This window comes from Salmonella sp. SG203 (assembly GCF_013350575.1).
In the GTDB taxonomy this organism is placed as follows: Bacteria; Pseudomonadota; Gammaproteobacteria; order Enterobacterales; family Enterobacteriaceae; genus Salmonella; species Salmonella enterica.
The window spans coordinates 339,375-355,562 of sequence record NZ_SNMT01000001.1 but is presented as its reverse complement, the minus strand read 5'-3'; the positions used below and the strand labels follow the sequence as shown (position 1 = coordinate 355,562).

Below are 16,188 nucleotides of genomic sequence, written 5' to 3'. Positions count from 1 at the left end.
GATTGCGATGTTGTTCTGCCAAGAGGTGAAGGAAGGAAAATGCCGGGTACGGAAAAAACACAACATATAAGCCTGACCACACAGGTTGAAAATCGGTTAAAGCATCAATTGTCTATTGGCGCATTAAAACCAGGCGCAAGGCTTATCACTAAAAATATCGCTCAAGAGTTAGGCGTCAGTATTACGCCGGTGCGTGAGGCCCTGTTAAGGCTGGTCTCTTCCAGTGCTTTGGCGGTGGCGCCAGCACAGGCGTTTATGGTGCCGGAGATCTCGCTGGAAAGTTTGCTGGAAATTAATACGATTCGTACTGCCCTGGAGGAGATGGCGGTGGTCGCCGCTGCGGGTAAGATTACCCCGGATCGCGAGCAGACGCTGAATGCGCTATTAGATGAATTTCAACAGGCGCTGGAAAGTGGCGTTATGGAGAAAATTCTTTTGGCCAACCGCGCATTCCGCTTTGAGATCTACCACTACGCGGATATGCCAACGCTGTATGCCATGATCGAGCAATTATGGGTACGCCTGGGGCCAAGCCTGCATTTTTTATATGATAATTTTAAACTTGATGATTATCAAAATGGCGTTAATCTGTACAGAAAATTGCTTAATGCGTTAGTGACAGGTGATAAAGAAGCCAGTCGCCACTGCCTACAGAACGTTTTGCAACAAAACGTAGCGACGATTAAAAATCAGTACTTCATGTAACCTTCATGCAACTATGACTTATCAATAGCGGGGGCTCCCCGCTATTGCCGGATCTTTGCCGGATATTTATTCAAATTGCCATGCCAGATTAATCCCCACGCCATAGTTACGCCCTGGCGCTGGCTCATAATATCGGCCATTAGATTCATTAACGATCACCGAACCGATATATTCTTTATCAAATAGATTATCTACCCGCCCAAAAATATCGACGGTAAGCTGACTGTAATTAAATTTATACCCTGTATTTAGTCCAACAACTGTATACGAAGGCGCTTTGGCGGTATTTTCATCATTGGCCATGATATCGCCCATATACCGCACGTCTGTTCCGGCGTACCACCCCTCATCCGGGATAAAACCTAATGAGGCGAATCCCATATTACGGGCGATGCCGGGCATCCGGTTTCCATCACAGTTTTGCCCCTGACAAACGTTACTGCGATAGGTCGCATCCAGCCAGGTCCATGATGCTTTCACCCGCCAGTCGCCGGCGAAGCGCTGATCCAACGCGAGTTCTGCGCCCTGGCGGCGCGTTTTGCCCGCGTTTTTGTAGGTAGTGCGTCCTCCCATACTACTGGCGACGACAATTTCATCATCGGTATCGGTTTGAAATAACGCGGCGGTCAACAAGCCATTGCCAATCCGCGTTTTACTGCCGACTTCCACCGTATCATTGGTCGACGGTTTGAGGTCAAAGTTGAACCCGCTTTGGCCGTCAGCGCGATAAGAAAGCTCATTGATAGTGGGAGTTTCAAATCCACGACCGGCAGCAAGATAGAGATTCCAGGCGTCAGTTAACGCATATTTTAGCGATCCGGCGGGTAGCCAGTGGTGATAGCTGGCGTCGCCGCTGTCATCGCCATTGCCGGGCGCGATATAGTGATCGTTAGAATCGAACCACACGGAACTGTAGCGCACGCCAGCATCCAGCGAGAGTTTTTGCGTAAGCTGCCACTGGGTTTGCAGATAAGGATCGACATTCCACATCAGGTTACGCTCATCCCGCCGTAAATCGCCTTTATGCCCAAACTCAGGGGTGCCGTTGTTGAGGCGGAAGTTATTGTAACCCTTGCGGTTTTCGCTCATGTTTTCATAATTTAATCCGCCAGTGAAGGTGACCGGCACACCTAATTCTCCCCGGTGAGTCCAGCGGGAATCAATGCCCTGATAGTGGCGTTGCAGTGTAATTACGCCGCCAGCCTGGGCTGGTTTTAGCTGTGCCACCAGGGGAATAGACTGGTATTGCGTGGTTTCCCGCTCTCCGGCGTAGGCCATCACGCTGATATCATCCTGCGCGCTGAGCTGACGTTCATAACGCAATCCTGCCTGAGTTTGTTTGATGGTTTTACGCGTATTGTACTGTTCAGCGCGCGGCGCCTGTTGCGGATCGGCTTTCCATTCAGATTCGGTAAGTCCGCCGGGATCGTCCGCCTTAATGTCCACACTATTAAAAATCAGAGAAAGTTTACTGGCCTCGTCAAGGCGCACGCCCAGTTTGGCATTAGCCAGATTTTTTCGCGCGCCGCTGTGATCGCGGTAACCGTGGGTGGTGAAACGGGTAGTCGATACCGTGTAATCCACGTCGCCTGGCTGTGTGCCGTCACCCATCGCGCCCGTGGCTTTTAGCCCATAGCGCCAGCTTCCATAACTGCCGTAGTAGCTGCTGGCCTCAAGGGTGGGCGGTTGTCTCCCGGTTTCGGTGGTGACATTTATTACGCCGCCGGAAGCATTGCCGTATAGCGCTGAGAAGGGGCCGCGTAACACTTCAACGTCTTGTATGCTGTTAATATCAATATTCGAAATCTGGCCTTGTCCATCCGGCATGGTGGCGGGAATGCCATCAACATACAGACGAATGCCGCGCACGCCAAAGGCGGAACGCGAGCCAAATCCACGGATAGAGATTTGCAGATCCTGCGCGTAGTTCTGCCGGTTCTGCACCTGCAATCCCGGGACGCTGGTTAAAGACTCAGATAAATTAACGCGCGGCGTCGCCAGACGCATGTCTTCTCCCTCAATGACGCTAACGGCGGCAGGTGTATCCAGCTCGGATACGGTTTGCGGCGTTGCGGTGACTATCATGGTTTGTTCATTGGGCGCGCTGGCGGCCTGAAGGACCGGGGAGAAGGTCAGAGGCAATAAGAGGGCGGGATAAAGTCGCTGTCTAACGGAAATAATTTTCATGAAAATGCCGGATAAATGTAAGCGTATCAACGGAAAACGTGACATTAAGGGTAGTCAATATGTAAAGTTTCGAAATTTTAATCGCACATTAAGTTAAGAAAATGTGCGGTATTTAAGAGCCATGACATTCGCAGGCGAGGAAAAGCTCCACTTTCTGATAAATAATGATTATTATTCTCAACTTATAATAAGTGCGGAACGAAGATCCCGCGCAGCGAAGTAGTGTGAAGCAGCTATACACGTTTTTATCAAAGGGAGTCGTCATGCACTTACGTCATCTTTTTTCGCCGCGCCTGCGTGGTTCTTTATTGTTAGGTTCGCTCCTCGTCGCATCCTCATTTAGCACGCTGGCGGCGGAAGACATGCTGCGTAAAGCAGTAGGCAAAGGCGCTTATGAGATGGCCTGGAGTCAGCAAGAAAACGCGCTCTGGCTGGCTACATCGCAAAGCCGTAAACTGGATAAAGGCGGCGTAGTTTATCGTCTCGACCCGGTGACGCTGGAAATCACGCAAGCGATTCATAACGATCTCAAGCCGTTCGGCGCCACCATCAATGCCGCGACCCAAACGCTGTGGTTTGGCAATACCATTAACAGCGCTGTTACCGCGATTGATGCCAAAACGGGTGATGTAAAAGGTCGTCTGGTACTTGATGCGCGCAAACGTACTGAAGAGGTTCGTCCGTTACAGCCCCGTGAGCTGGTTGCCGATGCGGCGACCAACACGATCTACATTAGCGGTGTTGGTAAAGAGAGTGCTATTTGGGTAGTGGATGGCGAAACCATCAAACTGAAAACGACGATCGAAAATACCGGCAAAATGAGTACGGGTCTGGCGCTCGACAGTAAAGCGCAACGCCTGTACACCACCAATGCGGATGGCGAATTTATCACCATCGATACCGCCAGCAATAAAATTCTCAGTCGTAAGAAGTTGCTGGATGACGGTAAAGAACACGTCTTTATTAACCTGAGTCTCGATACCGCAGGTCATCGCGCGTTTATCACCGACTCGAAGGCGACTGAGGTTCTGGTTGTCGATACCCGTAATGGCAATATTCTTGCCAAAATCGCGGCGCCTGCCTCTTTGGCCGTCCTGTTTAACCCGACACGTAACGAGGCTTACGTGACACATCGTCAGGCAGGGCAGGTCAGCGTGATCGATGCGAAGACCTATAACGTTGTTAAAACGTTCGATACGCCGACGTACCCGAATAGCCTGGCGCTATCGGCAGACGGTAAAACGCTCTACGTCAGCGTGAAGCAGAAATCGACACGTGAACAGGAAGCGACGCAGCCGGATGATGTTATTCGCATTGCTCTGTAAATAGGGTATGGAGGGGGAAACCCCTCCAGTCATCTCTTTAAACGCACCGATACGCCTCGTTACACCCCGCCGATAGCCTGATGATTCTGTGAGAATTACACTGCCTTTTTGCAGTCGTTAACTCATTATATTCACGAGGAAAATATGAAAAAATTATTTATATGCTCAGGTTTGGGCATGATGTTTTTTATGCTTGCGGGTTGTACAACCAACTATGTGATGACGACGAAGAATGGGCAAACGATCGTAACTCAGGGTAAGCCGCAGTTAGATAAAGAGACGGGAATGACCAGTTATACCGATCAGGAAGGCAACCAGCGGGAAATTAACAGCAATGATGTGGCGCAGTTGATTAAGGCTGACTAAGCATTGGGCGCGATGCGGTGTTGGCGGCAACGCGCATTAAACCCGGCAGGCCTGGGGCTGCCGGGGAAGGCTAATGTTATGTCGCTGCTTCTTCTTTCAATACGACACTCTCTGTCGAATCCGCCGTCACTGGCGCAGTGCGATGGATCTCCGCCACGCGACGTCGCACGCCAAACCAGCCGGCGACCAGCAGAATAGCGATCAGCGGCAACGAGGCGATAGTGTAAGTTCCATTCGGGTAGTCAAACGCCATGAGTACCAGCACGCTTAGTAAAAACAGCAGCGTTAGCCAGGAGGTAAAAGGCGCGCCGGGCAGTTTAAAACTGACGTCTGCGGCTTTGCCTTCTTTTATCGCCTGGCGTAAACGCATCTGGCACACCATGATAAACGCCCACGATGCGATAATGCCGAGCGAGGCAAAATTAAGAACGATCTCAAACACGCGGGAGGGGACCAGGTAATTCAGGAATACGCCGACCACGTAAACCACCAGAGTCGCCAGAATACCCGCATAGGGCACATGCTGACGGCTCATTTTCGCCATGAATTTCGGCGCGGAACCCCCCATCGACATTGAACGTAAAATTCTCCCCGTACAGTAAAGCCCGGAGTTCAGGCTGGAAAGCGCGGCGGTTAACACCACGATATTCATAATACTGCCGATATAAGGCACGCCAAGTTTAGAAAAGAAGGTGACAAACGGACTTTGCCCCGCCTGGTAGGCGTTCCACGGCAGCAGCAAAACCAGCAATACGACCGATCCTACATAGAAAAGACCAATACGCCAGATCACGCTATTGATGGCTTTTGGCACCATCGTCTGTGGATCTTTGCACTCCCCAGCGGCGGTACCGACCAGTTCAATCGACGCAAAAGCGAACACTACGCCCTGAATTAGTACCAGCGCGGGCAACAGGCCGTGCGGGAAAAATCCGCCATTATCTGTAATCAGGTGAAAACCGGTGGCATTACCCTCAAGCGGTTGACCGGTACCGAGAAAAATCGTGCCTACCACCAGGAAGATAACAATGGCGAGTACTTTTATCAGCGCGAACCAGAACTCCATTTCGGCAAACCATTTTACGCCGATCATGTTCATGGTACCGACAATGGTTAACGCGCCGAGCGCAAACACCCATTGCGGAACGTCGCCAAATGCACCCCAGTAGTGCATATATAACGCCACTGCGGTGATATCGACGATCCCGGTCATCGCCCAGTTAATAAAGTACATCCAGCCTGCGACGTAGGCCGCTTTTTCACCCAAAAACTCACGGGCGTAGGAGACGAAACTCCCGCTGGAAGGGCGATGCAATACCAGTTCGCCCAGCGCGCGTAAAATGAAAAAAGAAAAAATGCCGCATATCAGATAGACCAGCGCCAGTGCCGGTCCGGCCATTTGCAATCGGGCGCCTGCACCTAAAAATAAACCGGTGCCAATTGCGCCGCCGATAGCAATCATCTGAACCTGACGATTCCCCATCGCTTTGTGATACCCCTCTTCATGGGCGTTCAGCCAGCGTCGTTTCGCCGCATGTTGTTCTGCGGCGTGCGTAGTCTGTGTTTTCATTACGTTACCTGTTATAGCCTGTCCTGACAGAAAAATTCCTTATGCCGCGACGGGCGCTCACCAATCGATTGCCTGCAATGGCGAATGCCGCTTTTCCCTGATTCTGTGACAGGGATAAAACCGCCGGCGGAGCATCCTACCTGCAATTGTTAAATGACGCAAAACATACGGAAAGAAGAAAATGAGGATGTCGTGTTTATTTGTGCGGTCAGATGTGGTGCGGTGTGGTCACGATTCAGCCAGATAAGCTTTCAGCACAAATCCGCAGTGATTGCGTTGCGCAATAATTAATCAGGGTTAATCCCTGCAGGGATTTATGGTCATAGATATGACCTCGAACGATAAACCACCTGACGATATTGAAGCAGCATAAGATCAGGTCGTTGCGCCTGTTATTCTCATTTCCTCCTGAAAATGTATGCCTTTGAGCAATTTTGTTGATTGACATATCGTCATAATGAGAGAGGAGTAGGACATATAAAGCTATTGAGCAAAATTTGAAGGAGTAGGATATGCCACATACATCAGTTTCTACCTATGCCAGAGCTTTATCAGGAAATAAGCTACCTCATGTTGCTGCAGGAGATTATGAAAATAAATTATCAACAAAAATCATGAAAGGCATCTTGTATGTGCTTACAGCAGGATTAGCCTACGGATTTACAAGAGTAATTGAACATTATTGTAATGTTACGCCTAAAGTTGCGGAGTTCTGTGCCAATGCAGGGAATATCCATAATCACCTTGCTGATGCTGTACGTGATGGACTGTTTACTATAGATGTCGAGCTTTCTGATGGTCGGATGTTAACATTCGAACAACTCTCGCTGATGGCTGGACGTGAGCCAATCGTCAGGATATCGGATGGCGAACATACCGTTGAGGTTAAGGGGTCCTTTGAAGATATCTGTATGAGACTGGAAGAGGGCTTTTTTGAGGCGCCAGCGTACTATAATTATGATATTGATGAAAAATATAAAACCGTCAGAGAGCGAATGGCAGCATATAATGCCTTACCTCAGGCATTAGGCGCCATTCCGTGTTTAGAATATTATATCGCTCGGGCCAGCAACATGCAGGAGGCGAAAGCGCAATGGGCGGCCGACATAAAAGCTCGCTACCATAACTATTTGGACAATTATTAAAAAGCGTTTATGTTTAGCCAGTTTTGTTAGAAATCAGACTCGCTGAGCCGGCGTTAAAAATTTTAACACGCCGCTATTTTGGCGGCGTGTCGCAAAGAGATTCTCAGAACCCGATTTCCGTTTGTACGCCAAAATTCCACGTACCTCCGGCGCGACAGCCGGCCTGTCTTATTTTTTTCAAAAGTATCCAACGCTATTCCACGGATAGGGTATCCTGTTGCGCAGCGATATCCGCCTCAGCCTGTGTGCCGAACGCAAGCATTAATGTTAATGGAAGCCTCAGATGACCTCTTTTTTACATGCTTATTTTACGCGATTACATTGTCAGCCGTTGGGGGCTCCTACGGTTGAAGCGCTCAGAACGCTTCACTTAGCGCACAACTGCGCGATTCCTTTTGAAAATCTGGATGTGCTACTGCCTCGTGAAATACAGCTCGATGAGACGGTATTAGAGGAGAAACTGCTTTATGCCCGACGCGGTGGATACTGTTTTGAACTGAATGGCCTGTTTGAACGCGCGTTACGCGACATCGGTTTTAACGTCCGAAGCTTATTGGGGCGGGTCATTCTGTCTCATCCCGCCAGTTTACCGCCACGCACGCACCGTTTGCTGCTGGTTGATGTTGAGGATGAGCAGTGGATCGCGGACGTGGGGTTTGGCGGCCAAACGCTAACCGCGCCGCTTCGTCTGCAGGCCGAAATTCCCCAGCAGACGCCACATGGCGAATACCGCCTGATGCAGGAGGGGAGCACATGGATTTTACAATTCCGCCACCATGAGCACTGGCAGCCGATGTACTGTTTTGATCTGGGGGTGCAGCAGCAGAGCGATCATGTGATGGGCAATTTCTGGTCGGCTCACTGGCCGCAATCCCATTTTCGTCATCATTTGTTGATGTGCCGCCATTTGCCTGATGGCGGCAAGCTGACATTAACGAATTTCCACTTCACGCGTTACCACCAGGGACATGCCGTTGAACAGGTCAATGTACCGGATGTGCCGTCGTTGTATCAGTTACTTCAGCAGCAGTTTGGTCTCGGCGTAAATGATGTAAAGCACGGTTTTACCGAGGCGGAGCTGGCCGCGGTAATGGCTGCATTTGATACCCATCCGGAGGCGGGAAAATAATTTTTTGCCGCGAGGATTTGCGGGCCTGACAAAGATTAAAAAGTAATGGCCCATTCGGCATGAAACAGAATGACCGCCTGGCCGGAGATGGTGACGTTTTCCGGCTGGTTATCGCGAATGGTGACGGTAACATCAACAGTACCCTCTTTGCCTAAAGCGCGCCCCTGATGGCCTTGAATCTGCAGCGTTTTACCGTCATGCGCCATCAGGCCATGATGGACGAGCCATGCCCCCATCGGGCCATTGGCGTTTCCCGTTACCGGATCTTCCACAATTCCTATCGCCGGGGAAAACATTCGCCCATCGGTTTCGTTTTTTCCCGGACGAATCTGGAAAGGAAAAAAGCCGTTACAGCCAATTTGCTGGCTGATTGCCGTCAGGGCTGCCAGATTCGGCGAAAGGGCATCAATATCAACGTCTGGTTTGAGCAGGATCATCACTTTTGCATGTCCTGTTGAAGCCACCTGAATTGGCGCTCCCGGCACGATATCATCTTCAGTCAGGTTCAGTGCGGTGATGATGGCAGCCCGAATCTCTCCGACTAGCGGTGGTTCAAAAGAGGGCTGACCTTGTTCCAGCGTGATGCGATAGTCGTTGTGTTCGGCATGAATTTCAACGCGATGACGGCCCGCTAACGAGGTTTGCCAGACGGTGGTGTTTCCCAACCCCAGTACCGTTGCCCGAACATAATGCGCGGCCACGGTGGCATGACCACAGATGGGGACTTCTACTGTCGGTGTAAAGTAGCGTATGCGCACATCACTCTCTTCGCTTTTTAGCAAAAAGGCGGTTTCCGAGTGACGAAGTTCACGGGCAATCAGCTGCATCTGCGCGTCGCTTAGCGTATCCGCATGTAAGACAACGCCAGCAGAGTTGCCGCGAAAGGGTTCGCTGGTGAAGGCGTCAACATGGTAAATCTGCGGTTTCATTGATGTTCTCCTTTGACTGAAGAATCATCATAGCCTGTGCGTTGCCGAATGACGACGCCCAGGCGTTTTTCTTTGCCCGGTAAGCGTACCCCCGGGCAAAGAGAATTAGCGGCGGGTACGAACAATCTGGTAGCGACGGGTGAAATACTCAAACGGCGCGCTCCAGACATGAACCAGACGGGTGAACGGGAAGAGCAGGAAAATAGTCATTCCCAGCACCAGATGAATGCGGAAAACAAACGCCACACCGCTCAGCATTTCCGAAGACCCGCCGCGGAAGGTGACAATACTTTGCGCCCAGCCCACCAACTTCATCATTTCGCTGCCATCCGGATATTGCGCCGAAAACGGAATGGTGCTCAGGCCAAGCAGGCACTGAATCAGCAAAATGCTCATGATGATAATATCAGGTGTAGTGGATGTCGCCCGCACACGCTGATTGGTCAGACGACGCCACAGTAATCCCGCGCCGCCGATCAACGTTAATACGCCGCACACGCCGCCGAGGATCATCGCCATCTGCTGCTTTACCGCAATCGGCAGGAACCAGGCATACATCCAGTGTGGCGTCAGCATCCCAAACAGATGGCCAAAGAAGATCCCCAGAATGCCAATATGGAACAGATTCGACCATATCACCATCCCACGCTTGTCCAGCATCTGGCTGGACGACGCGCGCCAGGTATATTGTCCGTAGTCATAGCGCAGCCAACTGCCGAGGAAGAAGACCGTGGCGCAAATATAGGGGTAGATATCGTAAAAAAAGACGTTCAGGTACTGTATCATTTCGGGCCTCCCGCGCTGACGTCGACGTACTGCGGCGCCGCGTCCTGGCTAAAGCGTCGTTGATAATGGTGTAACGGTGAACTGTCACAGGTCGTGGCGTTATCTTCGATAAACTTCACCTGTTCTTCTTCCCAGACGGCATCCAGTGCCTGACGGGTATCATCCCGCGATTCCTGAACAATCTGTTTGGTGACACTGTCACTTGTAAGCGTACTGCCCGCCAGCGTCAGCAGGGCGTCAAACAGTTGATACCACGGCGCTCCTCGCTGTTTCAGACGACCGCCCAGTAGCGCCAGAATAGGGGCAATATTCTGTAATCCCTCGCGCGCTTCCGCTTCCGGCAACACGCTTAAGTACTCCAGATAGAGCGGCAGGTGATCCGGCAGTTCGCGGCAGTTGAGCTGCAGGCCCACGGTTTCATACTGGCTTAACAAATCGACCATCGCCTGGCCGCGATCGCGGGACTCCGCATGAACATGCTCGAATAACAGCAATGAAGTGGCGCGCCCGCGGTCAAACACTTCACACCATTCTGCTTGTTTATCCAGTAACGGCGCATAAAGCAGCTCGCGAGTGAAGTCGGCCAGCATTGGCGCATCGTGTTGGATAAGGGCAAGCGCTTCATCCCGACATTCCCACAACTCGTCGTCCGGATACTCCATCAACAGGCCAATCGCTTTGAGGATTTGCATTATTCCCCCTCCGCTTTATCACGTACTTCGGTGATATTGATGGCATCAATACGGCTACTGTTGAACAGGTTGAATTTGGTATCCGAGCCGTGACAACCGTCGCCAAAAGTAAAGCCGCAGCCGTTGCGCTCCGGAAAGGCGTCGCGCGCCATTTCCCGGTGGCTGGTGGGAATGACAAAACGATCTTCATAATTGGCAATCGCCAGGTAGCGATACATCTCTTCAACCTGTTGTACGCTCAGACCCACTTCGTCAATCGCGCGGGTATCCGTCACGCCTTCAACCGTCTGCGAGCGCATGTAGTGGCGCATCGCCATCATCCGCTTTAGAGCCCGAATGACCGGACCGGTATCGCCCGCGCTGAGCATATTGGCCAGGTACTGGACTGGAATACGCAGCGTCTCCACCGCCGGCAGAATATTGCCATTGTGCGGCAACCCGCCCGCGTCGGCGTATGACTGGATGGGCGATAGCGGCGGTACGTACCAGACCATCGGCAGGGTACGGTATTCCGGGTGCAGCGGAAGCGCCAGCTTCCAGTTCATCGCCATTTTGTACACCGGCGACCGTTGGGCGGCGTCAATGACGTTTTGCGGGATGCCCTGTTTAAGCGCCTCTTCGATGACCGCCGGATCGTGCGGATCGAGAAACACATCGCACTGACGTTCATACAAATCTGTCTCGTGTTCGGTACTGGCCGCGTCTTCAATCCTGTCGGCGTCGTAGAGCAGAACGCCAAGATAACGGATGCGCCCGACGCAGGTTTCCGAACAAACGGTCGGCTGGCCGGATTCAATACGCGGATAGCAAAATATGCACTTCTCAGACTTGCCGCTCTTCCAGTTAAAGTAGATTTTTTTGTACGGGCAGCCGCTGATACACAAACGCCAGCCCCGGCATTTATCCTGGTCGATTAGCACGATGCCGTCTTCTTCACGCTTATAAATAGCGCCACTTGGGCAGGTGGCGACACAACTGGGGTTCAGGCAGTGTTCGCACAGGCGCGGCAGGTACATCATGAAGGTGTTTTCGAACTGACCGTACATCTCTTTTTGTATGTTGTCGAAGTTGCGGTCGCGGGCGCGTTTTTCAAACTCGCCGCCGAGCAGCTCTTCCCAGTTTGGCCCCCAGATCACCTTGTCCATCCGTTTTCCGTCAATCAGTGAACGAGGACGGGCAGTGGGCTGATGCTTACTCTCCGGCGCATTATGTAAATGCTGATAATCGAAGGTAAAGGGTTCATAGTAATCATCGATTTGCGGAATCACCGGGTTGGCGAAAATTTTGCTAATTACCCCCATTTTGCCGCCCAGACGGGGCCTTATCTTGCCATTAACATCACGAACCCAACCGCCTTGCCACTCCTGCTGGTCTTCCCAGTTTTTGGGATAGCCGATACCCGGTTTAGTTTCGACGTTATTGAACCATGCGTATTCCATCCCTTCACGTCCGGTCCAGACGTTTTTACAGGTGACGGAGCAGGTGTGACAGCCAATACATTTATCGAGATTCAGTACCATCCCAACCTGTGAGCGTATTTTCATTTTTTCGCCTCCTGTACCTGATCCCGGCCCTCATCATCCAGCCAGTTAATGTTTTTCATTTTCCTGATCATGATGAATTCATCGCGATTCGAACCCACGGTTCCGTAATAGTTGAAGCCGTAAGCCAGTTGCGCATAGCCGCCGATCATATGCGTCGGTTTTGGACAGACCCGGGTCACGGAGTTATGGATCCCGCCGCGCATCCCGGTCACTTCCGAGCCCGGAATATTCATAATTCGCTCCTGGGCGTGGTACATCATGGTCATACCCGGCGGAACGCGCTGGCTGACCACCGCACGAGCGGTAAGGGCGCCATTAGCGTTGAAGGCTTCAATCCAGTCGTTATCTTCAATACCCAATTCACGGGCATCGGCTTCGCTGATCCAGACAATCGGCCCGCCGCGCGACAAGGTCAGCATCAGCAGGTTTTCGCTGTAGGTGGAGTGAATTCCCCATTTCTGGTGCGGCGTCAGGAAGTTAAGCGCTTTTTCCGGGAAACCGTTGGGCGGAATTTCTCGCATTTCGCTGACGCTGCGGGTATCAATCGGCGGGCGATATGCCACCAGACTTTCGCCAAAAGCGCGCATCCACGCATGATCCTGATAGAGTTGTTGCCGCCCCGACAACGTGCGCCACGGGATCAGTTCATGTACGTTGGTATAGCCGGCGTTATAAGAGACATGCTCGCTTTCCAGCCCTGACCAGGTCGGGCTGGAGATAATTTTGCGCGGTTGCGCCTGGATATCACGAAAGCGAATTTTCTCATCTTCTTTATTGATGGCCAGATGGGTGTGCTCGCGCCCGGTCATCTCGCCCAACGCCTGCCAGGCTTTCACCGCCACCTGGCCGTTAGTTTCCGGCGCTAAGGCAAGAATCACTTCCGAAGCATCCAGCGCGGTGTCGATCCGCGGACGTCCTTTCGCCGGGCCATCGTGTTTGGTGTAATTGAGCTTACCGAGGAAATCGACTTCATCTTGCGTATTCCAGGCAATACCCTTACCGCCGTTGCCTAATTTATCCAGCAGGGGACCCAGCGAGGTAAAACGTTCATAGGTGGCCGGATAATCGCGTTCAACCACGACGATATTGGGGGCGGTTTTGCCCGGAATAAGTTCGCACTCGCCTTTACGCCAGTCGAGAATATCAAATGGCTGCGCCAGTTCCGCCGGGGAATCATGCTGGAGCGGGTGTAACACCACATCGGTTTCCTGTCCGAGATGTCCGACACACACTTCAGAAAAGACGCTGGCGATACCTTTGTAGATCTCCCAGTCGCTTTTGGATTCCCAGGCAGGATCGACCGCGGCGGAAAGGGGGTGGATAAACGGATGCATATCCGAGGTATTCATATCGTCTTTTTCATACCAGGTGGCGGTCGGCAAAACGATATCGGAAAACAGACAGGTACTGGACATACGGAAATCAAGCGTGACCAACAGATCGAGCTTGCCCTCAATCGCGGCGGACTGCCATTCCACCTCTTCAGGCTTAATTCCTTCGCTGGAGCCCAGCGCTTCGCCCTGGATACCACTGTCTGTGCCCAGCAGATATTTGAGCATGTACTCATGACCTTTCCCGGAGGAGCCGAGCAGGTTAGAGCGCCAGACAAATAAATTTCGCGGGTGATTATGACCACTGTCAGGCTGTTCGCAGGCAAAACGGATAGCGCCTGATTTCAACGCCTGCACGGTATAATCCGCCGCAGACAGCCCGGCTTTATCGGCGCTCGCTTTCACGCTGAGCGGGTTAAGATTAAGCTGCGGCGCCGAGGGTAGCCAGCCCATACGTTCCGCGCGCACGTTGAAATCGATCAGGTGTCCGGAAAATTTAGCCGGATCGGCCAGCGGCGACAGCAACTCTTGCGCAGTCAGTTTTTCATAGCGCCACTGGCTGGCATGGTTGTAGAAAAACGAGGTACTGTTCATCTGACGCGGCGGGCGATTCCAGTCCAGCGCGAAGGCCAGCGGCAGCCAGCCGGTTTGCGGCCGCAGCTTTTCCTGGCCGACATAGTGCGCCCAGCCGCCGCCGGTTTGTCCAACACAGCCGCAGAACACCAGCATGTTAATCATCCCACGGTAATTCATATCCATGTGATACCAGTGATTCACTCCCGCGCCGAGGATGATCATCGAACGACCGTGAGTTTTATGGGCGGTCTCGGCAAATTCACGCGCAATAGTTTCGATATGTCGACGCGGCACGCCGGTAATCTGTTCGCCCCAGGCCGGCGTGTAGGCTTTTACGTCGTTATAATTATTGGCGCTATGGCCGTCATCCAGACCACGATCCAGCCCATAATTCGCCAGCACCAGATCGTAAACGCTGACGACCATCCGCTCGCTACCGTCCGCCAGATCCAGGCGTTTCACCGGTAACTGACGTACCAGTACCGGTTCCTGCCGCACGCTGCGAAAATGTGGGTTTTCGTTGCCGCCAAAATAGGGGAAAGCGACACCCGCCACGTCATCATGCTGACCGAGTAAAGAGAGCGACAGTTCAGTTTCGACGCCCGCCGCCACCGGTTCCAGGTTCCATTTTCCCTTTTCGCCCCAGCGAAAACCGATAGAACCGTTGGGCGCGACCAGTTCGCCCGTACTGTTGAGCGCGACGGTTTTCCATTCCGGATTATTGGCTTCTCCCAGTCCATCCACCAGATCCGACGCGCGCATCATACGCCCCGGCACATAACTGCCGTCTGCGCGCTCATCCAACAGGACCAGCATTGGCATGTCGGTATAACGGCGGCAATAGTTAAGAAAATAGTCGCTGGGATTATCGAGATGAAACTCTTTTAAAATAACGTGACCCATGGCCATCGCCAGCGCGCTGTCGGTACCTTGCTTTGGCGCCAGCCACTGATCGCACAGTTTAGCGACTTCGGAATAGTCCGGGGTGATGGCGATAGTCTTGGTGCCTTTGTAGCGCACTTCAGTAAAGAAGTGGGCGTCCGGGGTACGCGTCTGCGGCACGTTAGAGCCCCAGGCAATAATGTAGGCTGAGTTATACCAGTCGGCGGACTCCGGCACATCAGTCTGCTCGCCCCAGGTCATTGGCGACGCGGGTGGAAGATCGCAATACCAGTCATAGAAGCTCAGACAAGTACCGCCAAGCAATGACAGATAACGTGTTCCGGCGGCGTAAGAAACCATCGACATCGCCGGAATAGGTGAAAACCCCGCCACACGATCCGGACCATAGGTTTTGATTGTCCAGACGTTAGCGGCGGCAATGAGCTGATTCAGCTCTTTCCAGTTCGAACGAATAAAGCCGCCATGTCCGCGCACCTGTTTGTAACTTTGGCATTTTTGCGGGTCGTTCATTATAGATTCCCATGCCAGTACCGGATCGCTGTGCCGGGAAAGGGCCTCGCGCCACAGTTCTATCAGCCGCTTACGCACCAGAGGGTATTTCAGACGATTGGCGCTATAGAGATACCAGGAGTAGCTGGCGCCGCGCGGGCAGCCGCGCGGTTCATGGTTCGGTAAATCGGGACGCGTGCGCGGGTAGTCGGTTTGCTGGGTTTCCCACGTCACCAGACCGTTTTTGACATAAATTTTCCAACTACAGGAGCCCGTGCAGTTGACGCCGTGGGTTGAGCGCACGATCTTATCAAACTGCCAGCGCTGGCGATAACTGTCTTCCCAGTCGCGGTTGGTATGCATCACCTGACCATGGCCGTCGGCAAAGGTATCGCCTTTTTGTTTAAAGTAACGAAAGCGATCCAACAGTTTACTCATGACATTTCTCCTGCTTCGATAAATTTTCCGCCATCCTGTCGATTTGGCGTTAAACCATTACCGGATGGCCGTC

General features: G+C 52.3%; 12 protein-coding genes. 5 read left to right on the top strand and 7 right to left on the bottom strand.

The features are described 5' to 3' along the window. The first annotated feature begins 39 nt into the window (after positions 1 to 39). Positions 40 to 705 carry a colanic acid/biofilm transcriptional regulator McbR gene (gene mcbR / locus HV477_RS01790; protein ID WP_001119592.1) on the top strand — a complete coding sequence of 222 codons (666 nt, stop codon included), beginning with the start codon at positions 40 to 42 and terminating at the stop codon, positions 703 to 705. 66 nt (positions 706 to 771) lie between these two features. Here the strand turns inward: mcbR and pqqU are convergent, their stop codons facing one another. Continuing rightward, positions 772 to 2,892 carry a TonB-dependent receptor PqqU gene (gene pqqU, locus HV477_RS01785; protein WP_079898805.1) on the bottom strand — a complete coding sequence of 707 codons (2,121 nt, stop codon included), beginning with the start codon at positions 2,890 to 2,892 and terminating at the stop codon, positions 772 to 774. 263 nt (positions 2,893 to 3,155) lie between these two features. Between pqqU and HV477_RS01780 the strand changes: the two genes are divergently transcribed. After that, positions 3,156 to 4,217 carry a YncE family protein gene (locus tag HV477_RS01780; RefSeq protein WP_079898806.1) on the top strand — a complete coding sequence of 354 codons (1,062 nt, stop codon included), beginning with the start codon at positions 3,156 to 3,158 and terminating at the stop codon, positions 4,215 to 4,217. Between the two features lie 144 nt (positions 4,218 to 4,361). Further along, complete coding sequence (locus tag HV477_RS01775; RefSeq protein ID WP_000732362.1) at positions 4,362 to 4,583, top strand: YgdI/YgdR family lipoprotein; 222 nt, start codon at positions 4,362 to 4,364, stop codon at positions 4,581 to 4,583. Between the two features lie 76 nt (positions 4,584 to 4,659). On the opposite strand, the gene ansP is transcribed toward HV477_RS01775, so the two are convergent. Then, on the bottom strand, positions 4,660 to 6,153 hold the full coding sequence (gene ansP, locus HV477_RS01770; protein WP_000857112.1) for an L-asparagine permease: 1,494 nt from the start codon (positions 6,151 to 6,153) through the stop codon (positions 4,660 to 4,662). Between the two features lie 512 nt (positions 6,154 to 6,665). On the opposite strand from ansP, the gene steA reads away from it, so the two are divergent. Then, the gene (gene steA / locus HV477_RS01765; protein ID WP_079898808.1) at positions 6,666 to 7,298 is read left to right on the top strand and encodes a type III secretion system effector SteA; all 633 of its coding nucleotides are present in this window, start codon (positions 6,666 to 6,668) and stop codon (positions 7,296 to 7,298) included. A 283-nt stretch (positions 7,299 to 7,581) separates the two neighbouring features. Continuing rightward, a complete protein-coding gene (gene nhoA / locus HV477_RS01760) occupies positions 7,582 to 8,427 on the top strand; it encodes an N-hydroxyarylamine O-acetyltransferase (RefSeq protein WP_079898809.1) in 846 nt (281 codons plus the stop codon). Positions 8,428 to 8,462: 35 nt separating this feature from the next. Here the strand turns inward: nhoA and HV477_RS01755 are convergent, their stop codons facing one another. The 5 genes from HV477_RS01755 to HV477_RS01735 form a co-directional block, all read right to left on the bottom strand. Then, positions 8,463 to 9,356, bottom strand: coding sequence for a PhzF family isomerase (locus HV477_RS01755; RefSeq protein WP_000804298.1), 894 nt, complete (start codon positions 9,354 to 9,356; stop codon positions 8,463 to 8,465). 105 nt (positions 9,357 to 9,461) lie between these two features. Continuing rightward, positions 9,462 to 10,142, bottom strand: a complete 681-nt coding sequence (narI, locus tag HV477_RS01750) for a respiratory nitrate reductase subunit gamma (protein ID WP_000617104.1) — start codon at positions 10,140 to 10,142, stop codon at positions 9,462 to 9,464. Continuing rightward, on the bottom strand, positions 10,139 to 10,834 hold the full coding sequence (gene narW, locus HV477_RS01745) for a nitrate reductase molybdenum cofactor assembly chaperone (protein ID WP_001166287.1): 696 nt from the start codon (positions 10,832 to 10,834) through the stop codon (positions 10,139 to 10,141). The genes narI and narW overlap by 4 nt, the downstream gene beginning before the upstream one ends. After that, positions 10,834 to 12,378 (bottom strand): nitrate reductase subunit beta, encoded by a 1,545-nt coding sequence (narH, locus tag HV477_RS01740; protein WP_079899522.1) that lies wholly within the window; start codon positions 12,376 to 12,378, stop codon positions 10,834 to 10,836. The genes narW and narH overlap by 1 nt, the downstream gene beginning before the upstream one ends. Further along, entirely contained in the window at positions 12,375 to 16,115 is a 3,741-nt protein-coding gene (locus tag HV477_RS01735; protein WP_021000349.1) for a nitrate reductase subunit alpha, read from the bottom strand. Before HV477_RS01735 ends, narH begins: the two co-directional genes overlap by 4 nt. Positions 16,116 to 16,188: the final 73 nt, after the last annotated feature.